This window comes from Rhizobium pisi (assembly GCF_003938655.1).
Lineage (GTDB): Bacteria > Pseudomonadota > Alphaproteobacteria > Rhizobiales > Rhizobiaceae > Rhizobium > Rhizobium pisi.
Genome location: NZ_RJJT01000009.1, coordinates 91,378 through 116,913, shown reverse-complemented (window position 1 = coordinate 116,913; position 25,536 = coordinate 91,378). Strand labels below are relative to the sequence as shown.

At 61.6% G+C, this 25,536-nt stretch carries 24 protein-coding genes; 13 read left to right on the top strand and 11 right to left on the bottom strand.

Going from position 1 to position 25,536, the window contains the following annotated elements; genetic code table 11:
- Positions 1-60: 60 nt before the first annotated feature.
- The 3 genes from EFD55_RS14350 to EFD55_RS14340 all read right to left on the bottom strand — a co-directional run bounded on the left by EFD55_RS14350 (position 61) and on the right by EFD55_RS14340 (position 2,804).
- Positions 61-1,383 (bottom strand): peptidoglycan DD-metalloendopeptidase family protein, encoded by a 1,323-nt coding sequence (locus EFD55_RS14350; RefSeq protein WP_125845722.1) that lies wholly within the window; start codon positions 1,381-1,383, stop codon positions 61-63.
- A 123-nt stretch (positions 1,384-1,506) separates the two neighbouring features.
- Positions 1,507-2,334, bottom strand: a complete 828-nt coding sequence (locus EFD55_RS14345; protein WP_125845721.1) for a ferritin-like domain-containing protein — start codon at positions 2,332-2,334, stop codon at positions 1,507-1,509.
- Positions 2,331-2,804: a peroxiredoxin gene (locus tag EFD55_RS14340; protein WP_125845720.1), complete on the bottom strand. Its 474-nt coding sequence runs from the start codon at positions 2,802-2,804 to the stop codon at positions 2,331-2,333. The genes EFD55_RS14345 and EFD55_RS14340 overlap by 4 nt, the downstream gene beginning before the upstream one ends.
- Before the next feature lie 124 nt (positions 2,805-2,928).
- Here EFD55_RS14340 and EFD55_RS14335 point away from each other — a divergent pair, with 124 nt between their 5' ends.
- Together EFD55_RS14335 and EFD55_RS14330 are read left to right on the top strand one after the other, a co-directional pair.
- Complete coding sequence (locus EFD55_RS14335) at positions 2,929-6,327, top strand: YhdP family protein (protein ID WP_125845719.1); 3,399 nt, start codon at positions 2,929-2,931, stop codon at positions 6,325-6,327.
- Positions 6,328-6,533: 206 nt separating this feature from the next.
- Positions 6,534-6,818 carry a hypothetical protein gene (locus EFD55_RS14330; protein ID WP_125845718.1) on the top strand — a complete coding sequence of 95 codons (285 nt, stop codon included), beginning with the start codon at positions 6,534-6,536 and terminating at the stop codon, positions 6,816-6,818.
- A 133-nt stretch (positions 6,819-6,951) separates the two neighbouring features.
- Here EFD55_RS14330 and tyrS read toward each other — a convergent pair whose 3' ends face one another.
- Positions 6,952-8,208 carry a tyrosine--tRNA ligase gene (gene tyrS, locus EFD55_RS14325; protein ID WP_125845717.1) on the bottom strand — a complete coding sequence of 419 codons (1,257 nt, stop codon included), beginning with the start codon at positions 8,206-8,208 and terminating at the stop codon, positions 6,952-6,954.
- A gap of 131 nt (positions 8,209-8,339) precedes the next feature.
- Here tyrS and EFD55_RS14320 point away from each other — a divergent pair, with 131 nt between their 5' ends.
- The gene (locus EFD55_RS14320) at positions 8,340-9,458 is read left to right on the top strand and encodes an anhydro-N-acetylmuramic acid kinase (protein ID WP_125845716.1); all 1,119 of its coding nucleotides are present in this window, start codon (positions 8,340-8,342) and stop codon (positions 9,456-9,458) included.
- Positions 9,459-9,513: 55 nt separating this feature from the next.
- On the opposite strand, the gene EFD55_RS14315 is transcribed toward EFD55_RS14320, so the two are convergent.
- Complete coding sequence (locus EFD55_RS14315) at positions 9,514-10,191, bottom strand: alpha/beta hydrolase (RefSeq protein ID WP_125845715.1); 678 nt, start codon at positions 10,189-10,191, stop codon at positions 9,514-9,516.
- Positions 10,192-10,408: 217 nt separating this feature from the next.
- Here EFD55_RS14315 and EFD55_RS14310 point away from each other — a divergent pair, with 217 nt between their 5' ends.
- From EFD55_RS14310 to EFD55_RS33165, 9 genes are all read left to right on the top strand, one after another.
- A complete protein-coding gene (locus EFD55_RS14310; protein ID WP_125845714.1) occupies positions 10,409-11,575 on the top strand; it encodes a cysteine desulfurase family protein in 1,167 nt (388 codons plus the stop codon).
- A gap of 191 nt (positions 11,576-11,766) precedes the next feature.
- Positions 11,767-13,236 (top strand): Fe-S cluster assembly protein SufB, encoded by a 1,470-nt coding sequence (gene sufB, locus EFD55_RS14305; protein WP_125845713.1) that lies wholly within the window; start codon positions 11,767-11,769, stop codon positions 13,234-13,236.
- A gap of 1 nt (position 13,237) precedes the next feature.
- On the top strand, positions 13,238-13,483 hold the full coding sequence (locus EFD55_RS14300) for a hypothetical protein (RefSeq protein WP_125845712.1): 246 nt from the start codon (positions 13,238-13,240) through the stop codon (positions 13,481-13,483).
- 80 nt (positions 13,484-13,563) lie between these two features.
- Positions 13,564-14,319, top strand: coding sequence for a Fe-S cluster assembly ATPase SufC (gene sufC, locus EFD55_RS14295; protein WP_125845711.1), 756 nt, complete (start codon positions 13,564-13,566; stop codon positions 14,317-14,319).
- 25 nt (positions 14,320-14,344) lie between these two features.
- Positions 14,345-15,619, top strand: a complete 1,275-nt coding sequence (gene sufD, locus EFD55_RS14290; protein WP_125845710.1) for a Fe-S cluster assembly protein SufD — start codon at positions 14,345-14,347, stop codon at positions 15,617-15,619.
- Positions 15,620-15,631: 12 nt separating this feature from the next.
- Positions 15,632-16,873 (top strand): cysteine desulfurase, encoded by a 1,242-nt coding sequence (locus EFD55_RS14285; protein ID WP_125845709.1) that lies wholly within the window; start codon positions 15,632-15,634, stop codon positions 16,871-16,873.
- Positions 16,874-16,885: 12 nt separating this feature from the next.
- Positions 16,886-17,266, top strand: coding sequence for an SUF system Fe-S cluster assembly protein (locus EFD55_RS14280; RefSeq protein WP_003559708.1), 381 nt, complete (start codon positions 16,886-16,888; stop codon positions 17,264-17,266).
- A 91-nt stretch (positions 17,267-17,357) separates the two neighbouring features.
- Positions 17,358-17,750, top strand: a complete 393-nt coding sequence (gene sufA / locus EFD55_RS14275) for a Fe-S cluster assembly scaffold SufA (protein WP_125845708.1) — start codon at positions 17,358-17,360, stop codon at positions 17,748-17,750.
- A 284-nt stretch (positions 17,751-18,034) separates the two neighbouring features.
- On the top strand, positions 18,035-18,487 hold the full coding sequence (locus EFD55_RS33165) for a hypothetical protein (protein WP_165504843.1): 453 nt from the start codon (positions 18,035-18,037) through the stop codon (positions 18,485-18,487).
- Here EFD55_RS33165 and EFD55_RS14265 read toward each other — a convergent pair.
- The 3 genes from EFD55_RS14265 to EFD55_RS14255 form a co-directional block, all read right to left on the bottom strand.
- Positions 18,474-18,779, bottom strand: a complete 306-nt coding sequence (locus EFD55_RS14265; protein WP_125845707.1) for a flagellar basal body rod protein FlgC — start codon at positions 18,777-18,779, stop codon at positions 18,474-18,476. The genes EFD55_RS33165 and EFD55_RS14265 overlap by 14 nt on opposite strands.
- 152 nt (positions 18,780-18,931) lie before the next feature.
- Complete coding sequence (locus EFD55_RS14260) at positions 18,932-19,972, bottom strand: glycoside hydrolase family 25 protein (protein ID WP_125845706.1); 1,041 nt, start codon at positions 19,970-19,972, stop codon at positions 18,932-18,934.
- Between the two features lie 193 nt (positions 19,973-20,165).
- Positions 20,166-20,750 carry a TetR/AcrR family transcriptional regulator gene (locus EFD55_RS14255; RefSeq protein ID WP_125845705.1) on the bottom strand — a complete coding sequence of 195 codons (585 nt, stop codon included), beginning with the start codon at positions 20,748-20,750 and terminating at the stop codon, positions 20,166-20,168.
- 134 nt (positions 20,751-20,884) lie between these two features.
- On the opposite strand from EFD55_RS14255, the gene EFD55_RS14250 reads away from it, so the two are divergent.
- The gene (locus EFD55_RS14250) at positions 20,885-21,853 is read left to right on the top strand and encodes an SDR family NAD(P)-dependent oxidoreductase (protein WP_125845704.1); all 969 of its coding nucleotides are present in this window, start codon (positions 20,885-20,887) and stop codon (positions 21,851-21,853) included.
- Between the two features lie 64 nt (positions 21,854-21,917).
- On the opposite strand, the gene EFD55_RS14245 is transcribed toward EFD55_RS14250, so the two are convergent.
- From EFD55_RS14245 to gcvH, 3 genes are all read right to left on the bottom strand, one after another.
- A complete protein-coding gene (locus EFD55_RS14245; RefSeq protein WP_165504844.1) occupies positions 21,918-22,163 on the bottom strand; it encodes a DUF982 domain-containing protein in 246 nt (81 codons plus the stop codon).
- 128 nt (positions 22,164-22,291) lie between these two features.
- Positions 22,292-25,156 (bottom strand): aminomethyl-transferring glycine dehydrogenase, encoded by a 2,865-nt coding sequence (gcvP, locus tag EFD55_RS14240; protein WP_125845702.1) that lies wholly within the window; start codon positions 25,154-25,156, stop codon positions 22,292-22,294.
- Positions 25,156-25,518: a glycine cleavage system protein GcvH gene (gcvH, locus tag EFD55_RS14235; protein WP_125845701.1), complete on the bottom strand. Its 363-nt coding sequence runs from the start codon at positions 25,516-25,518 to the stop codon at positions 25,156-25,158. The genes gcvP and gcvH overlap by 1 nt, the downstream gene beginning before the upstream one ends.
- Positions 25,519-25,536 lie beyond the last annotated feature (18 nt).

Here is a 25,536-nt window from a genome sequence, read left to right as displayed (position 1 = left end):
AAGTCAAGAAATAGAGAGACCTCACCCCGTGCAGAGTGAAGCGATGGTTACCGGCGGCTATTACTTTATATAGGTGGCGAGTTTAAGGCCTGCATTCATGAAATATACTGGATCGACCGCACGGCCATCCTGGCGCACTTCATAATGCAGATGCGTGCCCGTCGAACGGCCGGTGCTGCCGGCAAGCCCGATGACATCGCTGCGGTCGACTATGTCGCCGACTTTGACCAGAACCTCGGACATATGCCCGTAGCGCGTCGAGATGCCGTTGCCGTGATCGACCTCGACCATGTTGCCGTAACCGCCGGTCCAGCCGGCGGAGATTACCTTGCCGGGCGCCGTCGGGCGAATCTTCTCGCCCGGCGAAAAGCGGAAGTCGATGCCGGAATGGAGGGCCAAACGGCCGAGGAAGGGGTCGCGGCGATTGCCGAAGGGACTGGTCATTTCCTTGCCAATGGCGGGATTGCGGAAGGGCAGGGATTCGGCGGTGCTGCGCACGGCTTCGAGCCGGGTCAGCGCGCCATCGAGCGCCACCAGCGAATTGTTGAAGTCGTCGTTGCTTTCCGGCTCGACATAAGGGCCGCCGACGGCGCTGTCATCCTCGTCCTGCTTGGCAGCGACCTCGGGCATCGGGATCTTGAAGCGGGTCAGCACGCTCTCGATGGCGTTGGCGGCGTTGCCGGCATCGCTCGTCAATTGCTCGACGCGGTTGCGCTGGTCCTGTTCGACATCTTTCAAGGACAGCGTCACCTTCGAGAAGATGCGGTCGGCGCGGTCCCCGACGGTTTCGGCAGCCGGCACATAGGCGAGCGTCGAATTGTCGGGCGTCGCATCGGCGGGCGCGCCGCTCGCCAGTTGCTTCTCGATCGCCTCGATGCCGCCACCGGTCAGCGAGGCGCGTTTACCCTTGATGTCAGGGGCGTAGGACTGGACCGGCGAAGACGGCGCCTGCGCGGCACCGTCCTTGTCGGTCAGGCCGGAGCTTTCAGCCCGGTCGAGGAGGTTGTCGAGCTTGCCATGGCGCGAGGTGAGCGCCATCTGCTGCTCCATCAGCTTGTCGACCTTGTCCTCGACCACCTGCTGGTCGAGAAGCTGACGCGAGGTGATGCGGTCGACCTGAGCGCGAAGCGCGGCGATACGATCCTCGTAGTCATGCTGCATCCGGGCCTGGCGCGCCATGGTGGCGCCGATGAGATCGTCGCGCAGCACGAGATAGGACGTGGCCAGGAGATAGCCGATCGAGAAGACACCGACGAAACAGAAGGCAAGTGCGGCCATCCACGGCCGGACCGTCATGTGGCGGACCTTGTCGCCACTTGCCAGGATGAGGATATGTTCCTGCGCCCGCTTGCCGAATACCCGGTGCTGATGTCCGCTGTTCACGCAGGCTCTCCCGATTGATGCTCTACGCCTCTTTCGGAAAATTAGACACTGTTATGGTTAACGAATGCTTTCGCTGTCGCCGTCGGGCCAGAAATTGCGGGCATGCGCTGCACGCCGGACATTTCAGGCGTGGCTGATTGATGCGAGCGAGCGGTAGAAGGACGGCGTCAACCCGGCCTCGGCGCGGGCGAGATCGTTGAAGGGCGGCTTCAGCGGTCCGCGGAAATTGGCGCGCACCAGCTCCTGGAAGGCCTTAGCCGGATCGCGCTTCTCGCGGGCGCAGAGGAAGCGGAACCATTTGGCGCCGACGGCGACATGACCTTTCTCGTCGTTATAGATGACATCGAGGACATCGGCACTTTCGAGATCGCCGGTCTCGCGCATCTTCGCCTGCAGCGACGGGGTGACGTCGAGGCCGCGGGCTTCGAGAATCAGCGGCACGACGGCAAGTCTTGCCGTCAGGTCGTTGCGCGTCGAATGCGCCGCCTGCCAGAGCCCGTCATGGGCAGGCAGATCGCCGTAATCGGCTCCGAGGTCGTTGAGGCGGGCTCGCACCATGCGGAAATGCTTCGCTTCTTCGAAGGCGACCTGCATCCAGCCGTCGAAAAAGGAGTTCGGCACCTGCTCGCTGGCGAATCGCGCCACGATATCGAGTGCCAGATCGACGGCGTTGAGCTCGATATGAGCGATGGCGTGGAGCAGGGCAATGCGGCCTTTCAGCGTATGCAGCGAACGCTTCTCCACCTGGGTCGGCGGCGTCAGTACCGGTTTGTCGGGACGGCCCGGCCTTTCGGGCAGGGCGGCGTCGAGCGGCGAGCGCAGCGATACCCGGCGCGCGAACCAGCGGGTGGCGCTTTCCTGCGCAAGCGCCGTCTTGCGGTCGAGATCGGCGGCGCGGATGGCATCGATCGCGCCACCGCGCAGCGAGGTTATCGCGAGATCGCCGGTCACGCGGCGAGGTTCCTCACCGCTTCGAGCACGGTTTCGGCATGACCCTGTACCTTCACCTTCTGCCAGATGGTGGAGATGATCCCGTCCCGGCGGATGAGGAAGGTGGTGCGCTCGACCCCCATGAAATTGCGGCCATACATGCTCTTTTCCTTCCAGACGCCATAGGCCTGCAAGGTCGTCTTCTCTTCGTCGGAGGCGAGCGCCACCGAAAGACGGTGCTTCCTGATGAATTTGTCGTGGCAGGCGGCCGAATCGGGCGACATGCCGATGACGGCGGCACCCGCCGCGTCGAACTTGGGCGCGAGCGCGGTGAAAGCCAATGATTCGGCCGTACAGCCCGTAGTGTCATCCTTGGGATAAAAGAACAGCACGAGCGGCTTGCCGTGGAAATCGGCAAGCGAAATGCGCCCGCCGCCATCACGGGGGAGGTTGAAATCGGGGGCCATGGCACCGATGCCGGGAACCGCCATTATGAAAACCTTTCTTTTGCCGGGTTTGTGGATGACACACTCTCTCCCCGAATTATATATTGGACGGAAACCCGTCCAGCATGGCCGGGTTCAATTCTTCATTTAAGGGAGAGCCCAAGGGCGCATGTCAGCCATCCGCGGCGAAAAGGTCACGTTTCGCAAGAAGGATATCGTTGCGCTGGACCGCTTGCCGTCCGCCCAGGCCGAGGATCCGATCATCGTCCATTGCCCGCCGCCGCGCTCTTCGATGCGCCGCACGGCGAAGCTGACTTCAGGCTTCCTGGGACTGATTCTCCTCATTCTCTCCGCCATCGTCTTCACCGTCGAAAGCGGCATGTTCGACAAGCCCCTGTCGCAGCAGGCCCAGGCAGCGCTGAACGGCGCGGCCGGACCGCGCTACCGCGCCGAGGTCGGCTCCACCGTCGTCCGCTTCACCTCCGGCTTGCGGCTGGCGCTGGAAGCGCGCGACGTCAACATGATCGACCAGGCGAGCGGTCAGCACGTATCGACGACGGGCTCGGTGCGCCTGGTGCTCGATCCGCTGCAGCTATTCCGCGGCCGTATTGCCGTCACCGATATCGAAGCGGAGGATATCGCCCTCGACACGGCGCTTCTGCCCTCCGGCAATCCGATCAAGCTCGACGATCTGCGTATCGACGCGATGCCGGCGGCGATGGAGAGGATATTCGCGCAGTTCGACATGTTCGACGGCATCGTCACGCGCGGTTCGACGAATTCAGTGCGCATCTCCGGCATCGACATCAAGCTTGCCGATACCGCGAACGGCCCGCTGTCGCTCGTCGTCGACAATCTCGTCTTTGCCCACGCCGGCCCAACCTCCCTGCAATTGAGCGGCGAGGTCGCGCTCAACGGAGAGGTGGCGGAACTCGACGTGCTGGCCGAGAAGGAAGACGGTCACGTCTCGAAGGTGGTGGCGACGCTCAAGCACGCCGACCTCACACCCTTCACACTGAAACGCAACGATCAGGGCGTGATACGGCAGGGGCTCAACACCTTCGCAGACCTGACGGTGTCGGCCACCAGGGCGGGGGATGGTGTTTCGCCGTCGCTTGCGGCGACGATCGATGTCGATCCCGGCCTGATCTATACGGATGGCGATGCGCAGGAGCTGTCGGGCGGCCAAATCAACCTCGTTTACGATTTCACCAAGCAGACGCTCGAGATCGCCAAATCGAACGCCCGGTTCGGTGCGACCACGCTTCCCCTCAACGGCGCGCTGATCGATCTCGACAAGCTGGATCCGAAGGCAGGCAAAGGTTTCGGCATCGACCTTCTGATCAGCGGCGGTACGGCCGCCCCCGGCGGTTCCGGCGAACAGCCGCTCTCCTTCGATATTCAGGCGACCGGGCGCTACATGGTCGCCGGCCGGGAATTCCAGTTTCCCAATATGACCGTCTCCAGCCCGCTGGGAGCGCTCTATGGATCGCTGCATGTCAAACTCGGCGACAAGTCACCCGAGATCAGCTTCGCCGGCCAGTCGTCGCAGTTGCAGACGACGGCGATCAAGCAGCTCTGGCCGTTCTGGATGGCGCCCAAGGTGCGCACCTGGGTGCATGGCAACCTTTTCGGCGGCACGGTGACCGACGCCGCCATTTCAGTCTTCATCCCCTTCGGCCGGCTGGACGAGGCAGCCGGCGGCAAGGGATTGAAACTCGATGCCAACCAGATCCGCATCGGTTTCGACATCACGGGCGCGCGAATGAATGTTGCCGGTGAGATCCCGCCGATCCGGGATACAGCGGCGCATTTCGACCTGACAGGCCCCGTCGCGACGATCGAGATCAAGAGCGGCATGTCCTATTTCCCCTCCGGCCGGTCCGTCGGTCTCGGGCAGGGGACATTCGTCATACCGTCAGCCTACGACAAGCCGCTGATGGCCGACATCGATCTTGCTGTGTCAGGTGCGGCGGACGCCATCGGCGAGCTCCTAACCTACAAGCCGATCCGGGTGCTGCAGCGTGCCGGCTTTACGCCCGACGATTTGAAGGGACACATCGAGGCGAATGTGAAGGCGCATTTCGGCCTGCTCTCCTCGCAAAACCCGCCGCCGGCCGACTGGAAGGCGGCGATGAAGCTTACCGACGTCGATCTTGCCAAGCCGTTTTCCGGCCGCACGATCAGCAATGTCACCGGCATGCTGAACGGCGATCCGAAACGGATTACGCTCGATGCCAAGGGCGAGATCGACGGCATTCCGGCCGATATCGATCTCACCGAGCCGGTCGAGGCATCCTCCGACGTGAAGCGGGAGCGCGTGATCACCGCGACGCTCTCCGAAGACCAACGCAACAAGGTGATGCCCGGACTTTCCGGCATCGTCGGCGGCAATCTGAAGATGGTGCTGACGCGGATCGACGACGACCGGCAGAACGTCCAGCTCGACCTGACCAAATCGCTGCTCGACCTACCCTGGATCGGCTGGTCGAAAGGCAGCGGTATTGCCGCCTCCGCCGAATTCGAGATATCCGGTCCACCCGACAATTCGCAGATCAAGAATTTCCGGCTGAAGGGCGACGGTTTCGGCGCCAGCGGATCGCTGAATGTCGGCAAGACAGGACTGATCTCGGCGGATTTCGACAGCATCAAACTTTCCTCGCTTGACGATTTCGCCCTCTCGGTGAAACGCAGCAAGGGCAGTTTCGATGTCTCCGTCTCCGGCGACAGCGCCGATGCACGGCCGGTCATCGCGCGGCTGAAATCGGGCTCGGACAGCGACGGCAATGGGGATGCCGGCGACACCAGCGTAGCGTTACGCGCCAAGCTGAAAAACGTTATCGGCTTCAACGACGAGAAGGTCGGCAATTTCCAGGCGCAGATATCGCTGCGCGGCGACAAGCTGCAGGCACTCAGCTTTTCCGGGGTCACCGATAGCGGCGAGGCGGTGGTCAGCCAGATGAAGGATGGCGGCGTCATCAACATCACCAGCGGCGATGCCGGTGCGGTATCGCGTTTTGCCGATCTCTATCAGCACATGCAGGGCGGACTTCTCAACCTGGCGATCCGGCTGGGTGCGCAGGGCGGATGGGACGGTTCGCTCGACGTGCGCCGCTTCTCGATCGTCAACGAGCAACGCCTGCACTCGATTGTCTCGACCCCGGTTGGACAGGAGCAGCGCAGCCTCAACGAGGCCGTCAAGCGTGACATCGACACCTCGTCGCAGCGTTTCCAGCGCGGTTTTGCCCGCGTCGTTTCGCGCGACGGCATGATCGGCATTGAGAACGGCGTGCTGCGGGGCGATCAGATCGGCGCAACTTTCCAGGGCGTAGCGCGCGACCGCAACGGCAACATGGACATGACCGGCACCTTCATGCCGGCCTACGGGCTCAATCGCCTGTTTGCCGAACTGCCACTGATTGGCGTCATCCTCGGCAACGGCAGCGACCGCGGCCTCATCGGCATCACCTTCAAGCTCACCGGCAAGTTCGACCAGCCGAACCTGCAGATCAACCCGCTGTCGATCATCGCACCGGGCGTGTTCCGGCAGATCTTCGAATTCCAGTGAGGCCGGGACGGCAGAGGTCGTGGCGACAAGTCCCTGAATCTCTTTCCTCCTGAGGAGATCAGAATCATGCACGGGCGGCAGACGGATCAGCCTCGATCCGAAGCCGAGAAGCGCGCCGTCGATGCTCGGCCTGCTATTTTAGAGAGATTTGATGTAAACTGCGGTTCTCGGCTTTGACAACGGCCGTTGCGATGTCGGAGGATGCCATGCAGTGCGCTCGGACAGGCTATTTCGTATGGGTCGCGGCGATCGCCGCTGCGCTCGGCGGCCATCCATCATATTCCGCCGAAAAGAGCGAGCGACTGAAGCAGCCGGAGCACGTTCGCTCCGCCCACGTGCTGACAGTTCCACTCGACGCGATGATGACGCCGCCGATCTTCTCAATCAGTTGGTGGTCGCGCGTGAAGCCTGCGTCAGACGTCAATCCGCCCAGCTATGTCTTCCGGGAGGCCGAAAGAACGGACGCGACATCTCGGCCTGGAGTTGAGTAATCCTGCACTGTGTGGTGCCCAAAAGCTTTCGGCACTCAAACGCCGCCCGGATAAGCGCCTGCCAATGCCATCAGCGGAATCGAAAAAGCCGGCGCGGACGCCGGCTTTGATATCGGTTCGAAATCGAAGCCGCCTACGCGGCGCGGCGGATCAGGATGTGCTTCTTCTTGCCGAGAGACAGCTTGATGATGCCGTCGGCGGTGATTTCGCCGCTGCCGATCATCTTGCGTTCGTCGCTGACTGCCTCGTCGTTGATACGGACAGCGCCACCCTGGACGTGACGGCGAGCTTCGCCATTCGACGAGGCGAGGCCGGCACGAACGATCAGCGACAGCAGACCGATGCCGGCGTCGAGTTCGGAAGCCGGCACGTCGACCGAGGGCAGGTTTTCCGAAAGGCCGCCTTCCTCGAAGGTCTTGCGTGCCGTTTCGGCGGCCTGCTCGGCGGCCGGACGGCCGTGCAGGATCGCGGTGACCTCAGTCGCCAGGATCTTCTTGACCTCGTTCAGTTCCGAACCGCCGATTGCCGAGAGACGAGCGATTTCGTCCATCGGCAGCGTGGTGAAAAGCTTGAGGAAGCGCGGTACATCGGCGTCCTCGGTGTTGCGCCAATACTGCCAGAAGTCATAGACGGGGAGCAGATCGGCATTCAACCAGACCGCTCCGGAAGCCGACTTGCCCATCTTGGCGCCTGATGACGTTGTCAGGAGCGGTGAGGTGAGGGCGTAGAGCTGCGGTGTCCCCATGCGGTGACCGAGATCGATACCGTTGACGATATTGCCCCACTGATCCGAACCGCCCATCTGCAGACGGCAATCATAGCGCTTGGCAAGCTCGACGAAGTCATAGGCCTGAAGGATCATGTAATTGAATTCCAGGAAGGACAGCGACTGTTCGCGATCAAGGCGCGTCTTCACGCTGTCGAAGGACAGCATGCGGTTGACCGAGAAATGGCGGCCGACATCGCGGAGGAACTCCAGATAATTCAACGAGCGCAGCCATTCGGCGTTGTTGATCATCAGTGCGGCGTTGCCTGATTTGCCGTAGTCGAGATAGTTCGAGAAGCAGTTCTTGATCGAGGCGATATTCTGCTCGATCGTCTCGATCGTCATCAGCTTGCGGGCCTCCTCCTTGAAGGAGGGATCGCCGACCATGCCGGTGCCGCCGCCCATCAGCGAAATCGGGCGGTGGCCCGTCGCCTGCAGCCAGTGCAGCATCATGATCTGTGTAAGATGGCCGACGTGAAGGCTCGATGCCGTCGGGTCGTAGCCGATATAGGCGGTCACGGTTTCCTTGGCGAAGAGGTCGTCGAGGCCGCTTTCATCGGAGATCTGATGAATGAAGCCGCGCTCTTTCAGCGTGCGGAGGAAATCGGACTTGAACTCGGACATGGCCTTCGTCTCTTGATATCTGCGCTCGCCCATGCGGGCCTTGCGCAAGTTCGTTGTTGTTGATCTGTCGCGGCGCGTTTAGCACTGTTTTTATAAAAGTGCATCCGGGAATCGCATGGGAGGCAAGCCTCATGAATGTCATCAGGACGGCGATCGGTCTGATGAGCGGCACGTCGATGGACGGGATCGACGTCGCGCTGCTCAGGACCGACGGGCGCGGCTTCATCGAGCGCGGGCCGTTCTTGGGGGTGCCTTATGATGCCGATTTTCGCGGGCGGCTCAAACGGGCATTGGAAATCGCACGTCCGCTGAGCGACAGAAGCGAACGGCCCGCTGAACTTCGCGACATCGAACTGGAACTTACCTTACGGCATGCAATTGCCATTACGGCATTCCTGGAGCGTTTCGGGCTTTCTACCGATGCCGTCGATGTTCTCGGCTTTCATGGCCAGACCGTGCTCCATCGCCCCGACGAAGGTTTGACGATCCAGATCGGTGACGGCCCGGAACTTGCGCGCCGAACCGGCATATCGGTGGTTTACGACATGCGTGCCAACGACATGGTTCATGGCGGGCAGGGTGCGCCGCTGGTGCCGGCCTATCACGCGGCACTTGCGGGAAAATTCCAGCAGGCGGGACAGTCGGTGTGCTTCGTCAATATCGGCGGCATCTCCAATCTCACCGCCATCGGCTCGGATGGCCGGTTATCGGCGTTCGACAGCGGCCCGGGCAATACGCTGATCGACCAGTGGGTGGAGATGCAGACCGGCAGAACCTATGATCCCGGCGGGGAGATTGGCGGGCGCGGCGCGGTCGTCGCAGCGCTTGCGGAGCGTTATCTGGAAAGTCCGTTCTTTCGCGGCAATGTTCGCCGGTCGCTCGACCGCGGCGATTTCGCGCCGCTTCGACCTGGAGAGGCGAGCCTCGAAGACGGCGCCCGGACGCTTGCGCATATCGCCGCCGCGTCGATCATCAAATCCGCCGATTTCCTGCCCGAGACCCCATCGACCTATATCGTCTGCGGCGGCGGGCGGCTGAACAGTACCCTGATGGCAGAATTTTCGACGATGGCTGAACGGCTGGGGTCGAATGTATTGACTGCCGAGGAGGCAGGCTTCGACGGTGATGCGATGGAAGCCGAGGCCTGGGCCTATCTCGCCGTGCGCTCGCTGGACGGGCTGCCATTGACATTTCCCGGCACGACGGGGGTTAGCGCGCCGGTGAGCGGCGGGGTGCTGGCAACGCCATAATCGGTCCGGGTAAACCCCGGACCGTGCCGCATAGGATAATCTCGGCGCAATGAAATCAGCGAATGCGCTTGGCGGCCGGTTCCGGCACCAGCTCGCCGTTGAGGCGGCGATCGAGATAGTCCTCGCATTCGCCCATCAACGTTTCCACCTGGCCGTTGAAGAAGTGGTTGGCGGCAGGCACGGTGCGGTGGGTGATGAGAATGCCCTTCTGGGTCTTCAGTTTCTCGACGAGGCCGTTCACATCCTTTTCCGGCGCGACCTTGTCGGCATCTCCGTTGATGATCAGGCCGGAAGAGGGGCAGGGAGCCAGGAAGGAGAAGTCGTAGGTATTCGGCTGCGGGGCGATCGACATGAAGCCCTCGATCTCAGGCCGGCGCATCAGAAGCTGCATGCCGATCCAGGCGCCGAAGGAATAACCCGCGACCCAACAGGTCTTGGAGTCGGGGTGCAGGCTCTGCACCCAGTCGAGCGCGGAGGCCGCATCCGACAATTCGCCGGCGCCGTGGTCGAATTCGCCCTGGCTGCGGCCGATGCCCCGGAAGTTGAAGCGCAGCGTCGTGAACCCGCGCTTCTGGAACATATAGAAGAGCTGGTAGACGATCTGGTTGTTCATTGTGCCGCCGAACTGCGGGTGCGGATGCAAAATGAGCGCGATGGGCGCGCTTTTTTCCTTGGAGGGCTGGTAGCGGCCTTCAAGACGGCCGGCAGGGCCGTTGAAAATAACTTCGGGCATTGGTACTCCGGGTTTTATTTCGCGTTCGCGCTGCGTTGGATGACAACATGACTTGACTAATGTTGTCAGCTTTTCTAAAACGCAGTTTAGAACAATTCGAAACTTGCATGGCGATCCACGCATCGTGGAACGTGTCATAAGGCAAGCCCGGCGGAAATTTCAAGAAAAATGAACCGCGGATGCTGAAGCAAGCTCGTCAAGCGCAGGACTGAAGATCATGGCGCCGCCACGCCTTTATCTTGATTGGAATGCCACAGCGCCGCTGCACCCCGCGGCGCGCGAGGCGATCATGCGCGCCATCGACATATTTGGCAATCCGAACAGCGTGCATGGCGAGGGGCGCGCCGCCCGCGCCGCCATCGAAGGCGCACGGCGCAAAGTCGCACTGCTGACGGGCGCTGACCCTGCCAACGTGATCTTTACCAGCGGCGCCACCGAAGCCGCCAATATGGTTCTGACGCCGGAATTCAACATGGGCCGCACCCCGCTGAAGCTCGGCCGTCTCTATTTTTCGGCCGTAGAGCATCTGGCAGTGCGCGAGGGCGGCCGGTTCCCAAAGGACAGCACGACCGAGATCCCGGTGACGGAGGCCGGTGTCGTCGATCTGAACGCGCTGGCAGCGCTTCTCGAGGTCCACGACAAGTCGACAGGCCTTCCCGTGGTGGCGATCATGCTCGTCAACAATGAAACGGGCATCGTCCAGCCGGTAGAAGAAGCGGCCAGGATCGTGCATACCCATGGCGGTCTCTTCATTGTCGACGCCGTGCAAGCGGCCGGTCGTCTGCCGATCGAGATCGAGCGCATCGGCGCGGATTTCATGATCATCTCCTCCCACAAGATCGGTGGGCCGAAGGGCGCGGGCGCGCTGATCGCCCGTGGCGAGGCGCTGATGCCGAAGGCGCTGATCCGCGGCGGCGGGCAGGAGAAGGGTCACCGATCGGGGACACAGAATTCGCTGTCGCTGATCGGCTTCGGAGCTGCGGCGGAAGCCGCGCTGGAGAATCTCGGGGAACGCAACATTGCGATTGCCGCGTTGCGCGATCGGCTGGAAGCCGGCATGCGCGCTGCCGCACCCGATGTCATCATCCACGGCGCGGGCGGTCCGCGGGTCGCCAACACCATCTTCTTCACGCTTCCCTGCCTGAAGGCGGAGACCGGCCAGATCGCTTTCGATCTCGAAGGTGTTGCACTTTCGGCAGGCTCTGCCTGCTCGTCCGGTAAGGTCGGTGAAAGCCATGTCCTGACGGCGATGGGACGTGACCCCAAGCTCGGGGCACTGCGCATCTCGCTCGGCTTTTCGACGACGGATGAGGACATCGACAGGGCGATCGCGGCTTTTGCGAAGATCGCCTGCCGGCGCAGGTCGGCGGGCGAGGCGGCCTGACTGGATCAGAAACTTGCGGAAACGCAAATTTCCGCTTGCCAATCGGGCTGAAAAGTCCCTTTTGGCCTCCTACATAAGGGCAAACAATTGCCCGGCATGAGGGGCAAGTACTTGCCCGACGTGAAGGGCAAGTGAATTGCCCAGACGCTACAACCTGCCGGACCTTGTATCCGGCGAGATTGGAGAATGAAATGGCTGCGGTGCAGGAAACAATCGACCAGGTTCGCCTGATTGATGTGGACCAGTACAAATACGGTTTCGAGACCGTCATCGAGATGGACAAGGCGCCGAAGGGCCTGTCCGAGGATATCATTCGCTTCATTTCGGCCAAAAAGCAGGAGCCGGAATGGATGCTGGAATGGCGTCTCGAAGCCTATCGGCGCTGGCTGACGCTGGAAGAGCCGACCTGGGCGCGCGTCAACTATCCGAAGATCGATTTCAACGACATTTATTACTACGCCGCGCCGAAGAGCACGCCGGGTCCGAAGTCGCTTGACGAAGTCGATCCCGAGATTCTCAAGGTTTACGAAAAGCTCGGCATTCCGCTGAAGGAGCAGGAAATCCTGGCCGGCGTCGAAAGGCCGAAGATCGCCGTCGATGCCGTTTTCGACAGCGTCTCTGTTGTCACCACCTTCAAGGAAGAGCTGAAGAAGGCCGGCGTGATCTTCATGTCGATCTCGGAAGCGATCCGCGAACATCCGGAACTGGTGCAGAAGTACCTCGGCTCCGTCGTTCCCACGAGCGACAACTATTATGCGACGTTGAACTCGGCCGTCTTCACCGACGGTTCTTTCGTGTTCGTTCCGAAGGGTGTTCGCTGCCCGATGGAGCTGTCCACCTATTTCCGTATCAACGAGAAGAACACCGGCCAGTTCGAGCGCACGCTGATCATCGCGGAAGAGGGCGCCTACGTCTCCTACCTCGAAGGCTGCACCGCGCCGCAGCGCGACGAAAACCAGCTGCATGCTGCCGTGGTCGAACTGGTGGCGCTCGACGATGCCGAGATCAAATATTCCACCGTCCAGAACTGGTATCCTGGCGACAAGAACGGCAAGGGTGGCATCTACAACTTCGTCACCAAGCGCGGCGATTGCCGCGGCGACCGCTCGAAAATCTCCTGGACGCAGGTCGAAACCGGTTCGGCGATCACCTGGAAATATCCGTCCTGCATCCTGCGCGGCGATGACTCCAGAGGCGAGTTCTACTCGATCGCCGTATCGAACGGCCACCAGCAGATCGACAGCGGCACCAAGATGATCCATCTCGGCAAGAACACGTCGAGCCGCATTGTCTCCAAGGGCATCGCCGCCGGCGTTTCCAACAACACCTATCGCGGCCAGGTCTCGGCCCACCGCAAGGCCTCGAACGCGCGCAACTTCACCCAGTGCGATTCGCTTTTGATCGGCGACAAGTGCGGCGCCCATACGGTGCCTTACATCGAGGCGAAGAATTCGACGGCGCAGTTCGAGCATGAAGCTACGACCTCGAAGATCTCCGAGGACCAGCTGTTCTATTGCCTGCAGCGCGGCATCCCGACCGAAGCTGCGATCGCACTGATCGTCAACGGCTTCGTCAAGGAAGTCCTGCAGGAACTGCCGATGGAATTCGCCGTCGAGGCGCAGAAGCTGATCAGCATCTCGCTTGAGGGCTCGGTGGGCTGACATGAACGAGACGGACAAGAAGCGCATTCTTGAACGTCTGGAGAATATGCGCGGGGAGATATTGGCGAAAATTCGCCCCCGCGAGCAGAGATATGAAACCGAGAAGCCGCCGGAGCAGCCTTATGTGTTTCTCCAGCAGCGCATGGAAAAGCCGGGAAAGATCGTTGAGGGGATCCCGGAATTTCTCGAATGGCTTTGGCTCGTAACGGTCGCGGTTTTCCGTGTTATCCGTTTCTTTTGGCGATAGCACCGAGCCCAACATATTGATGTCCTTAGAAATTACGCGAGGCTCTGATGAGCTACGCAGAGAAAACGCAGGAACCAAAGATGCTTGAAATCAGAAACCTCCATGCCCGCATCGCCGAAGACGGCACCGAGATCATTCGTGGCCTGAACCTGACGGTGAAGGCTGGTGAAGTTGCCGCGATCATGGGGCCGAACGGCTCCGGCAAGTCGACGCTCTCCTATGTGCTGTCCGGCCGCAGTGACTACGAAGTCACCGAGGGCGACATTCTCTATAACGGCGAGAGCGTTCTCGAGCTCGATCCGGCCGAGCGCGCCGCCAAGGGCATTTTCCTGGCTTTCCAGTATCCTGTGGAAATTCCGGGTGTCGCCACCATGCAATTCCTGAAGGTGGCGATGAACGAGCAGCGCAAGGCGCGCGGCGAGGACGAGTTGACGACGCCTGACTTCATGCGCCGGGTCAAGGACGCTGCGGCCAAGCTGCAGATCAATACCGAGATGCTGAAGCGTCCGCTGAATGTCGGCTTCTCCGGCGGCGAGAAGAAGCGCGCCGAGATCCTGCAGATGGCACTGCTCGAGCCGAAGCTTTGCGTGCTCGACGAAACCGATTCCGGCCTCGACATCGACGCGCTGAAGATCGTCGCCGACGGCGTCAACGCGCTGCGTTCGCCGGATCGCGCCGTGGTCGTCATCACTCACTACCAGCGCCTGCTCGACTATATCGTCCCTGATACCGTCCACGTGCTCTACAAGGGCCAGGTGATCAAGTCGGGTGACAAGACGCTGGCGCATGAGCTTGAGGCCAACGGCTATGCCGACATCATCGGCGCGGCAGCCTGAGTTTCGGGCGGAAAGGACGACGTCCATGAATATGCAGACGACGGGCCGCCTGACCGCGGCCGAGGCGGCGCTGATCGAGGCCTTCAACCAGCAGATCGGCGAACTGCCGGGCAATGGCGCTGTGACGGCGCTGCGAGACCGGCTACTCGACGACCTGAAGAAGGCCGGCCTGCCGACGCGCCGAATCGAGGCCTGGCACTATACCGACCTCAAGAATCTCCTGCGCACTATCCCGTCGCAGGCAGGTGATGCCGGCTCGGAGGCTTTGGAGCCGCTCGTTGCCGATGCGACGGTGCTGGCAGTGATCCAGGGCCATTCCAACCAGAAGGCTGTCGCCGACGGTCTCGGTGTTTCAGCCTATTCCGAATATCTGATCAACGGCTCGGCCGCGGACGGCCTGGATGCACTCGGTTCCGATGACGCGGTGGGCCGCATCAACGGCAGCTTCGTGCGCGACGGTTATGTTGTCGACGTGCCCGCCGAGACCGAGTTTGAATCTCCGCTCGAAATTCAGTTCATCCATTCCGGCGGACAGGCGCATACGCGCCTTCCCGTCTCCTTCGGCGCCGGCGTCAAGGCAACCGTCATCGAACGTCACCTTTCGGTGACAGGCGATGCGGCCCTCGTGTCCCACGTCAGTGACATCACTGTCGGCGAAGGCACGGAGCTGACCTGGATCATCCTGCAGCAGCAGGGCGCCGAGGACACGCATCTCGGCCAGATCCGCATTGATCTCGGCGCTGACGCCAAGCTCCGGCTTTTCGTCATCAATGCCGGCGGCAAGCTGGTGCGCCAGGAGCTGCATATCAAGGTGACGGGCGAGGGCGCGGATCTCACACTGCGCGGCATCAACCTGCTTGGGGCCGACAGCCATACCGACGTTACGATGGTGCTCGGCCACGATGTGCCGCACACCGGCTCGACCGAGGTGATCCGCAACGTTGTCTTCGACCGCGCCAAGGGCGTCTTCCAGGGCATGATCCGGGTGGCACCCGATGCACAGAAGACCGATGCCAAGATGGCCTGCAACACGCTCTTGATGTCCGACGATGCCGAATTCTCGGTCAAGCCCGAGCTCGAGATCTTCGCCGACGACGTCCAGTGCGGCCACGGCGCGACGGTGACCGATATCGACGCCAATCATCTCTACTACATGATGGCGCGCGGCATTCCGGAGAACAAGGCGCGGGCAATGCTCGTCAACGCCTTCGTTGCCGAGATCGTCGAAGAACTTGATGACGAAGCCCTGGTCGAGGCGCTGGAAGGCGTGATTTCGGCCTGGCTCGAAAAGCACGCCTGATCGGATTTTGCCATGGACAAGATAGTACCGGCCACGCAATACGACGTCGAAGCCATCCGCCGGGATTTTCCGATCCTCAGCGAGAAGGTGTATGGCAAGCCGCTGGTCTATCTCGACAACGGCGCCTCGGCACAGAAGCCGCAGGTGGTGATCGACGCCATCTCGCATGCCTATAGCCATGAATATGCCAATGTGCATCGCGGCCTGCATTATCTTTCAAATGCCGCGACGGACGCCTATGAGGCGGCGCGCGAGAAGGTCCGCCGCTTCCTCAACGCGCCCTCGGTCAACGACATCGTCTTCACCAAGAATTCGACTGAAGCGATCAATACCGTCGCTTACGGCTGGGGCATGCCCGAGATTGGTGAAGGCGATGAGATCGTCCTGACGATCATGGAACACCACTCCAACATCGTGCCCTGGCATTTCATCCGCGAGCGGCAGGGCGCCAAGCTGGTCTGGGTTCCCGTCGACGATGAAGGCGCCTTCCATATCGAGGATTTCGAGAAGAGCCTGACGGAGCGCACCAAGCTCGTCGCCATCACCCATATGTCGAATGCTCTCGGTACGATCGTTCCCGTCAAGGAAGTCTGCCGGATCGCACATGAACGCGGCATTCCGGTACTGATCGACGGTTCGCAGGGCGCGGTGCATCTGCCGGTCGACGTGCAGGATATCGATTGCGACTGGTACGTCATGACCGGCCACAAGCTCTATGGCCCCTCTGGCATCGGCGTGCTCTACGGCAAGAAGGAGCGGCTGCAGGAGATGCGCCCGTTCCAGGGCGGCGGCGAGATGATTTTCGAAGTCGCCGAGGACGCGGTCACCTATAATGATCCGCCGCATCGCTTCGAGGCCGGCACGCCGCCGATCGTGCAGGCGATCGGGCTCGGTTATGCACTTGATTACATGGAGAAGATCGGCCGCGAGGCGATCGCCCGTCATGAAGCCGATCTTGCAGCTTACGCGGCCGAGCGCCTCAAATCCGTCAACTCGCTGCGGGTTTTCGGAACGGCGCCCGACAAGGGCGGCATCTTCTCCTTCGAACTGGCGGGCATTCATGCCCATGACGTCTCGATGGTGATCGACCGGCAGGGTGTTGCGGTACGCGCCGGCACGCATTGCGCCATGCCGCTCTTGAAACGTTTCGGCGTCACATCCACATGCCGTGCATCCTTCGGGATGTATAATACCCGCGCCGAGGTCGATGCCCTGGCCGATGCGCTTGAATATGCGCGCAAGTTCTTTGCTTGAGGAGTGTCCGTGATGAGCCTGGACGAAAGCGAACAGAAGATCGACGTGCGCGAAGGCATCGTCCATTCCAGCATCCCCGCCGATGAGCTGGCGCGGCTGAGCGACGACGTCATCAGCGCGTTGAAAACCGTCTACGATCCGGAAATTCCGGCCGACATCTTCGAGCTCGGTCTGATCTACAAGATCGACATCGAGGACGACCGGATGGTGAAGATCATGATGACGCTGACCGCGCCCGGCTGCCCAGTTGCCGGCGAGATGCCCGGCTGGGTCGAAAATGCCGTCGGCGCCGTCGAAGGCGTGTCGGGCGTCGAGGTCGCGATGACCTTCGATCCGCCGTGGACTCCGGACCGCATGTCGGAAGAGGCGCAGGTCGCCGTCGGTTGGTACTGATCCCCCGGTATTGATCCGTTTACCTCAGGGTACTACATTTGATTCACGATGCGCCGGATCTTGACCCCGGTTGCGGAAGGAGAATGAGCCGATGGGCTTTGCAATCATGAGCATGACGGACGGGGCTGCGGCCCGCGTCAAGGCGATCGTTGAGAATTCGGGGCCTGAGGCCAAGGGTGTGCGCGTCGGCATCAAGAAGGGCGGCTGCGCCGGGATGGAATATACCATCGACCTGGTGACCGAACCGAATGCCAAGGACGACCTGATCGAGCGCGATGGGGCGAAAGTCTGGGTTGAGCCATCGGCCGTGCTCTATCTGCTCGGCACCGAGATGGGCTTCGAGACGACGACGCTGCGCTCGGGCTTCACCTTCACCAATCCAAACCAGACATCGGCCTGCGGCTGCGGCGAATCCGTCGAGTTGAAGCCTGCCGATCTGGCGGCCCTTGCCGCACAGCGCCAGAGCGAACCGGCGCATTCCTGATAGCGTCGCCCTTCAGGCTGGTGGGAAATTCTCTGCCAGCCAATTCCCAATAAAATCCGGTTCCCGCTCATCGAGGCCATGGCCCGTGGGAACAGTCTTGTCGTGACTCGGGCGCCGCTCTTTTCGATCTGATGGCTGACAAGAACGACATCCTCCGGCGCGCGCCGCTCGTCGCGTTCGCCGGCAAGAATGAGGATGCGATGGTTCTTCAGCTCGGGAAAATCCGCGGCAGGCGCGGGTGAGAGCGGCCGCAGCAGGACGGCACCGATTGCCGTTTCCGGACGATGCAGCAGGACCGAGGCGGCCATGATCGCACCATTCGAAAAGCCGAGCAGCACGGGCGGCCGTTTCAAGAGCCGGGTCTCCAGCGCCTTCTGCAGAAAATCCGCGAGGTGGTGTGTCTGGTTGAAGAGATCGGTATAATCAAGTGTGCGGTCCGGGTTTCGCCGGAAAAAGGCGAAGCCTTCCTCCCATGCGACCGCACCTCTCAGCGACAGATAAGGACGATCCGGGCCGACCCTGTCGGCGAGCGCGATGAGATTGCGTTCATGCATGCCACTGCCATGCAGCAGCACCAGCGGCGGCGCATCATGTTCGGCTCTTGCAGAAAGGCTGAGAAAATCCTGATGCTCAGGCATGGGGTCATCCGCGTCAATGGCGCAGACCGGCATAGGTCTGATTCAAGACGGGGTTATTACAGCGCTGTGCCTTTAAGTGTCGTGCTCAGTCGCGCTTGATGCTCATGAGCATTTCCCACATGTCGGCGCCGGTCTCGAAGACCACCGCATTCGCCTTGTAGCTCTGCTCGGCTTGCATCATGTCGGTCAGTTCGGTCGCGGGATCGACATCAGAAGCCGTCGGTTCGACGACCGCCTGGACACCGCCTGGTTCAACGGAAGTGAGGCTGGTGTTCAGCCTAGCATAGCCCGGTGTACTGACGTTTGCGAGGTTGTTGGCAATCGCGCCGATCCGCGTCGTCTGCGCCCGCATTCCCGAAAGCGCCGTGCTGGCAATGCCCGATATGCTCATCAGCCGTTTTCCCTGAACTGGATGAAATTCTTGTACATGCAAGGGCTTAGGGAATGCTGAAGGCGTTGCGTTAGCAAAGACCTACAGGCGCGCGTCCAGCTCCTGCACCTGTCGCGGATTGGCACGCAACGGGACCAGCGAGGTGGCGTTCGCTATCGCGTCGCCACCCAGTCGTGCCAATCGCTTTCGTTGCCATTGAACACGTTGAGATCGATCTTGCCGTCGACGCCGTCGGAGAGGCCGGAGCCGGAATATTGCCAGAAGAGCCATTTGCGGCCCGGATAGACCTTGGAGGGATGGGCGGCCACCGAGCGCAGCCAGAAGGGATAATTGAGCAGTTCGCCCTTCAGGTTGTCGCGATAGAAGTCCGGCGCGGTATAGATGATCGGGCGCTGGCCGTAATGGCGCTCTACCTTTTCCAGGAACACCTGCATCTTCTCCAGAACGCGAGCGCGGGAGATTCTTTGCTTGCAGCTCGATTCACCGTTCCATTCGACGTCGATGACCGGCGGAAGCGCGTTTGCTTCCTTTGGCACGTTGCGGATGAACCAGTCGGCCTGCTCGCCGGCCGTCCGGCACCAGTAGAAGAAGTGATAGGCGCCGCGTTTCATGCCGGCTTCCTTGGCCTGACGCCAATTCTTCTTGAACATCGGGTCAAGGTGATCGCCGCCGTCGGTCGCCTTGATGTAGACGAAGTTCGCGCCTTGCTTCTGCAATGTCTGCCAGTCGATCTCGCCCTGCCAGCGCGAGACGTCAACGCCGTGGACGGCAAGCTTTCTGGGCGAGGTGGAGCCGAAGTTGATCGGCTTTGCGTCACGGAAGCGGTGGCCGTAAATTCGGCTGCGGGTCGGCGATTTCGTGCCGGCGCCGGGATCGACATCCGGGTCGGCAGGCATGAGCATCGCGACGGGTCTTTCCGTCGGCATCGGCATGCCGACCGGCCTGTCCGCGGGCACGAGCGCTTGCGGCTCTGGAACCGGCCCTGTCCAGCTCAGCGCCTGCTGCGGCGGGCTTGCCTGCGGCGCGGGATTGCCGACGGCTGCAGCCGGTATCGGGCCGCTTGGCTTGGTGATGGCGTTGGTGGTTTCCGATGACGGCACGTTCGCCAGCACATCTTCAGCGCCGGAACTGGCGGAGCATCCCGAAAGAATCAGGGCGGCGAGGAGAATTGCTGGCACAGCCGATGAACGCATGAGAACCTGCACGCAAAACAAAAATCGACGGCAACATCCATGCGGAGTGGAAATCGCCCATTTTGAATTGCTAACAGAGACTTGCTAAGAAAGGTTAAATTTGAACCTATGCCTCGAAATGGGCACACCCGAGTTCGCCCCGCGCGTCGAAGCTTGGCGCGGAAATCCTCCATGTCGATGTCGCCATTCAGCCTCAGCGACCGGCTCTCATTCCGGCAATCAGAATATCGATGAGTTGCCTTGCCGCATCCCGCCAGGCGGGGCCGCAGCTGATGCTCGCGCCGCCCGCCAGCGCGCGCAGGATATCGAGCGGGTCCATAGACAGACGGATTTCACCGGTGGCAACTGCGCGATCCACCAGCAGATTGACGGCACCTATGATCAAATCGGCAGAATCGGCATAGAGTTCGGAGGTGCCGCCGACTAAAGAATCCAGCACCTCGGACATGCCGCGTTTCGTCACGACATAATCGACGAACTGCACCAGCCACAGGCGAAGCGCTTCGACAGGAGGATGCGTTTCGGCGAGGCTTTTGGCGGCAGCGGCAAGCTGCTTCGTCTCGTTGCGGTAGATGGCGGAAACCAAAGCATCGCGCGTCGGGAAATGGCGATAGAGCGTGCCGATGCCGACGCCGGCGATGCGGGCGATTTCCTCCAGGCTGGCGCTGGAACCCTTATCGGCAAAGACGATCTTTGCCGTTTCCATCAAAAGAAGGCGGTTGCGTTCGGCGTCCGCACGCGGCTTTCGGACGGTGGATCGGTCACTTTTTTCGGCCATTTACGAGAAGTCCTCTTGATAAGCGGAGGAGCCCTCCGTATTTATCTGGAGGCATCCTCCTTTTATTCCATTTGAGGCCGGTGGGCAATGGTTCACCAGTCCGGAGCGGTGCGTCCATGATCAAGGAGATAATCATGAGTGGACTTTTTGGCGCGACATCGACCACCGACGAGGTGCTCGCCGGCGTCGATCTCAAGGGCAAGCGCGTGCTGGTGACGGGTGTTTCGGCCGGCCTCGGCGTGGAAACCGCGCGCGTGCTGGCAGCCCACGGAGCGCAGGTGGTGGGTACGGCACGTGACCTTGCAAAGACGAGGGCGGCAACGGAAGTCGTGCGCACGGATGCTACCAATGGCGGTAGCCTTGATATCGTAGAGCTCGATCTTGCTTCACTCGCAAGCGTGCGCGCTTGCGCAGATGCGCTCATTGCGGATGGCCGCCCCTTCGATGTCGTCATTGCCAATGCCGGCGTGATGGCCGCTCCCTTCGGCCGCACTGCCGATGGTTTCGAAACGCAGTTCGGCACCAACCATTTCGGTCATTTCGTGCTGGTCAACCGCATTGCGCCGCTTGTCAAATCGGGCGGCCGCGTGGTGATCGTCGCATCCTCGGGCCATCGCATGGCACCTTTCAGCCTCGATGACCTCAATTTCGAGAGCAAGACCTACGAGCCCTGGGCGGCTTACGCTCAATCGAAAACCGCAAATATCCTGTTCGCGGTGGAACTCGACCGACGCCTGAGGGAGCGCGGCATCCGTGCAACGGCACTGCATCCCGGCGGCATCCAGACCGAGCTCGACCGTCATCTCGACCCCGGCATGATCGAAGGCATATTGGCGCAGATCAACGCCGCACTCGCCGCCGAGGGCAAGCCGCCCTTCCAGCGGAAGACGATCCCTCAGGGTGCCGCTACATCAGTCTGGGCAGGTTTCGTCGCCCCGGCAGACGCGGTCGGCGGCAGATATTGCGAGAATTGCCACATCTCCGAAGTGACGGATGCGGAGGTCAGCCCGATTTCCGAAGGCGTGCGCAGCTACGCGCTCGATCCCGAGACGGCCAGGGCTTTGTGGGCCAAAAGCGAGGATATGGTCGGCGAGCGCTTCTAGGTTTTAAACCGGCAGCGCCGATAGAGAGCAGGGGAACTGGCTCGCATCGTCCGATCGCCGCCGTTCAGGCCTTGATATCGAGGCCTGCTTCGACGGCGGCGGCAATGAATGCCTTGCGTGCATCTTCGCCGGTCCGCTTGCCCTTGATGACATCGGCGCAGATCAGCAGCGCCTGGTCGAGTGCGGAACCGTCCTCCGTCGGCCAGTCCTCGATCATCGCCCACGAGGCTGCTTGGGTGTTATCGATGGTCACGTATTGGCCGGGCTCTTCGAGGGCGAGGACCACAGGCTTCGACCAGGGCGCCTGCATTCTGGCTTCGCTTTGATCCTGGGGCATGGGGACTTCCTTCGCGCATTTCTATCAGAATTTAGAAAGCCCCTCCCATGATGGAAGGGGCTTCGATTGTGAGGCCCTTTACTACGGCATCGGACTTGACGCTACTCCGCTGCCTCTGCGTAGGCCTCGACCGGTGGGCAGGTGCAGATCAGGTTGCGGTCGCCATAGACGTTGTCGACGCGATTAACAGGCGACCAGTACTTGTCGACGCGGAAGGCGCCGGGCGGGAAGCAGGCCTGTTCTCGGCTGTAAGGCCGGTCCCATTCGCCGACGAGGTCTTCGACGGTGTGGGGCGCGTTCTTCAACGGGTTGTTGGTCTTGTCCATGCGGCCTTCTTCGATGGCCCGGGCTTCCTCGCGGATTGCCAGCATCGCTTCGCAGAAGCGGTCGAGTTCGGCCTTGGTCTCGCTTTCCGTCGGCTCGATCATCAGCGTGCCGGCGACCGGCCAGCTCATCGTCGGCGCATGGAAGCCGCAGTCGATCAGACGCTTGGCGACGTCATCGACGGTGACGCCTGCGCTGTCGACCAGCGGGCGCGTGTCGATGATGCATTCATGCGCGACGCGGCCGGTCTTCGACTTGTACAGCACGTCATAGGCGCCCTTCAGCCGGGTGGCGATATAGTTGGCGTTGAGGATCGCCACCTTGGTCGCCTGTGTCAGCCCTTCGCCGCCCATCATCAGGCAATAGCTCCAGGAGATCGGCAGGATCGAGGCCGAGCCGAAGGCTGCCGCCGAAACCGCACCCGAACGGCCGTCGGTTTCGGGATGGCCGGGCAGGTAGGGCGCCAGATGCGCCTTGACGCCGATCGGGCCCATGCCGGGACCGCCGCCGCCATGCGGGATGCAGAAGGTCTTGTGCAGGTTCAAGTGGCTGACGTCGGAACCGATGTCACCAGGCCGGGACAGGCCGACCATGGCGTTCATATTGGCGCCATCGAGATAGACCTGGCCGCCATGCTCATGCACCAGATCGCAGATCTCTTTGACCGTCTCTTCGAAGACGCCGTGCGTCGAGGGATAGGTGATCATGCAGCAGGCGAGGTTTGCCGCATGCTCTTCGGCCTTGGCGCGGAAATCGTCGAGATCGATATCGCCGTTTTCACGCACCTTGACGACCACCACCTTCATGCCGACCATCTGCGCCGAGGCCGGGTTGGTGCCGTGCGCCGAGGTCGGGATCAGGCAGACGTCGCGATGGGCGTCGCCATTGGCGAGGTGATAATTGCGGATCGTCAGCAGGCCGGCATATTCGCCCTGTGCGCCCGAATTCGGCTGCATGGAGAAGGCGTCGTAGCCAGTCACGGCGCAGAGCTTTTCCGTGAGATCGTCGATCATCTCGCGATAGCCGAGCGCCTGGTCTGCCGGCACGAAGGGATGGATATCCGAAAATTCCGGCCAGGTGATCGGCAGCATTTCCGCCGTCGCGTTGAGCTTCATCGTGCAGGAACCGAGCGGGATCATCGAGCGGTCAAGCGCGAGATCGCGGTCGGAGAGCCGGCGGATGTACCGCGTCATCTCGCTTTCGGCGCGGTTCATGTGGAAGATCGGATGGGTGAGATACTCGCTGGTCCTGAGCAGGCCCTTCGGCAGGCGGTAGGAAGGCTCGAAATCGGCGATCGCGAAATTGCCGCCGAAGGCGCGCCAGACGGCTTCCAGCGTTGCCGGACGCGTGCGCTCGTCGAGGCTCATGCCGATCTTCGTTTCGCCGACCTTGCGCAGATTGACGCCTTCGGCGACGGCGGCGCGCAGGATGAGTCCCTGCATGTGGCCGACATCGACGGTGATCGTGTCGAAGAAGGTTTCGGGTTCAACCTTATAGCCGAGCTTTTCCAGGCCCTTGGCCATCAGCACGGCCTTCTGGTGGACCTGCTGGGCGATTGCCTTGATGCCCTTCGGACCATGGAAGACGGCGTACATCGAGGCCATGACGGCGAGCAGCACCTGGGCGGTGCAGATGTTCGACGTCGCCTTTTCGCGGCGGATATGCTGTTCGCGCGTCTGCAGCGACAGGCGATAAGCTCGGTTGCCGCGGGCATCGACGGAAACGCCGACGAGGCGGCCAGGCATGGAGCGCTTGATGGCATCCTTGACCGACATGTAGGCCGCATGCGGACCGCCGTAGCCGACGGGAACGCCGAAGCGCTGCGAGGAGCCGACAGCGATATCGGCGCCCATTTCGCCGGGGGATTTCAGCAGCGTCAACGACAGGATATCGGCAGCGACGACAGCGATGGCGCCCGCCTGGTGCAGGCGGGAGATCAGGCCGGTGAAATCATGCACGTGACCGTGCGTGCCGGGATATTGGAAGATCGCGCCGAAGACATCGACCGGATCGAGATCGGTGAAGGGATTGCCGACGATGACGCTCCAGCCGAGCGGCTCGGCGCGGGTGCGGATGAGTGCGATGGTCTGCGGATGGCAATCGGCATCGACGAAGAAGGCCTTGGCCTTCGACTTGGCGACGCGCTCGGCCATGGCCATGCCTTCGGCGGCCGCTGTCGCCTCGTCGAGCAGCGAGGCGTTGGCGACGTCGAGGCCCGTGAGATCGCAGATCATCGTCTGGTAGTTCAGGAGCGCTTCCAGGCGGCCCTGGCTGATCTCCGGCTGGTAGGGCGTGTATGCCGTGTACCAGGCGGGGTTCTCCAGAATGTTACGCTGGATCACAGGCGGCGTGATCGTGCCGTAGTAGCCCTGGCCGATCAGCGAGACCAGCACCTTGTTCTTGTTGGCGGTCTCGCGCAGTTTGTCGAGCGCCTCGCGCTCTGTCATCGGCGCGCCCCAGACGAGCGGCGCCTTCTGGCGGATTGCGGGCGGCAGCGTCGCGTCGATCAGCCCGTCAAGGCTGTTATAGCCGATCACCTTCAGCATGTCGGTCATCTCGGCCGGCGAGGGGCCGATGTGACGGCGATTGGCGAAATCGTACGGCTGATAGTCGGTGAACTGGAATTCGGTCGGCGTCGTCATTACGCGATGAGCTCCTTGTAAGCGGCCTCGTCAAGCAGGCCGTCGGCATCGGCAAGATTCTTGAGCTTCAGCTTGAAGAACCAGCCGGCGCCCTGCGGATCGGAGTTGACGAGCGACGGATCGGCGACGATCGCCTCGTTGACCGCGGTGATCTCGCCATCGAGCGGACAATAGACTTCGGAGGCGGCCTTGACCGATTCGACGGTGGCCGCATCGTCGTTCTTCGCGAAGCTCTTGCCGATCTCCGGCAGTTCGACGAAGACGAGGTCGCCCAGCTGTTCGACGGCATAGGTGGTGATGCCAACAGTTGCGACATCGCCGTCGAGCTGGAGCCATTCATGTTCAGCGGTAAATTTCAGCATGGAAAAATCCTCTCGGAA

Excerpts from the sequence above, each read along its gene's own strand:
- EFD55_RS14340 (WP_125845720.1), bottom strand. The coding sequence starts at position 2,804 with ATGGCGGTTCCCGGCATCGGTGCCATGGCCCCCGATTTCAACCTCCCC.
- EFD55_RS14335 (WP_125845719.1), top strand. The coding sequence starts at position 2,929 with ATGTCAGCCATCCGCGGCGAAAAGGTCACGTTTCGCAAGAAGGATATC.
- EFD55_RS14330 (WP_125845718.1), top strand. The coding sequence starts at position 6,534 with ATGCAGTGCGCTCGGACAGGCTATTTCGTATGGGTCGCGGCGATCGCC.
- tyrS (WP_125845717.1), bottom strand. The coding sequence starts at position 8,208 with ATGTCCGAGTTCAAGTCCGATTTCCTCCGCACGCTGAAAGAGCGCGGC.
- EFD55_RS14320 (WP_125845716.1), top strand. The coding sequence starts at position 8,340 with ATGAATGTCATCAGGACGGCGATCGGTCTGATGAGCGGCACGTCGATG.
- EFD55_RS14315 (WP_125845715.1), bottom strand. The coding sequence starts at position 10,191 with ATGCCCGAAGTTATTTTCAACGGCCCTGCCGGCCGTCTTGAAGGCCGC.
- EFD55_RS14310 (WP_125845714.1), top strand. The coding sequence starts at position 10,409 with ATGGCGCCGCCACGCCTTTATCTTGATTGGAATGCCACAGCGCCGCTG.
- sufB (WP_125845713.1), top strand. The coding sequence starts at position 11,767 with ATGGCTGCGGTGCAGGAAACAATCGACCAGGTTCGCCTGATTGATGTG.
- EFD55_RS14300 (WP_125845712.1), top strand. The coding sequence starts at position 13,238 with ATGAACGAGACGGACAAGAAGCGCATTCTTGAACGTCTGGAGAATATG.
- sufC (WP_125845711.1), top strand. The coding sequence starts at position 13,564 with ATGCTTGAAATCAGAAACCTCCATGCCCGCATCGCCGAAGACGGCACC.
- sufD (WP_125845710.1), top strand. The coding sequence starts at position 14,345 with ATGAATATGCAGACGACGGGCCGCCTGACCGCGGCCGAGGCGGCGCTG.
- EFD55_RS14285 (WP_125845709.1), top strand. The coding sequence starts at position 15,632 with ATGGACAAGATAGTACCGGCCACGCAATACGACGTCGAAGCCATCCGC.
- EFD55_RS14280 (WP_003559708.1), top strand. The coding sequence starts at position 16,886 with ATGAGCCTGGACGAAAGCGAACAGAAGATCGACGTGCGCGAAGGCATC.
- sufA (WP_125845708.1), top strand. The coding sequence starts at position 17,358 with ATGGGCTTTGCAATCATGAGCATGACGGACGGGGCTGCGGCCCGCGTC.
- EFD55_RS33165 (WP_165504843.1), top strand. The coding sequence starts at position 18,035 with ATGCAGCAGGACCGAGGCGGCCATGATCGCACCATTCGAAAAGCCGAG.
- EFD55_RS14265 (WP_125845707.1), bottom strand. The coding sequence starts at position 18,779 with ATGAGCATATCGGGCATTGCCAGCACGGCGCTTTCGGGAATGCGGGCG.
- EFD55_RS14260 (WP_125845706.1), bottom strand. The coding sequence starts at position 19,972 with ATGCGTTCATCGGCTGTGCCAGCAATTCTCCTCGCCGCCCTGATTCTT.
- EFD55_RS14255 (WP_125845705.1), bottom strand. The coding sequence starts at position 20,750 with ATGGCCGAAAAAAGTGACCGATCCACCGTCCGAAAGCCGCGTGCGGAC.
- EFD55_RS14250 (WP_125845704.1), top strand. The coding sequence starts at position 20,885 with ATGAGTGGACTTTTTGGCGCGACATCGACCACCGACGAGGTGCTCGCC.
- EFD55_RS14245 (WP_165504844.1), bottom strand. The coding sequence starts at position 22,163 with ATGCAGGCGCCCTGGTCGAAGCCTGTGGTCCTCGCCCTCGAAGAGCCC.
- gcvP (WP_125845702.1), bottom strand. The coding sequence starts at position 25,156 with ATGACGACGCCGACCGAATTCCAGTTCACCGACTATCAGCCGTACGAT.
- gcvH (WP_125845701.1), bottom strand. The coding sequence starts at position 25,518 with ATGCTGAAATTTACCGCTGAACATGAATGGCTCCAGCTCGACGGCGAT.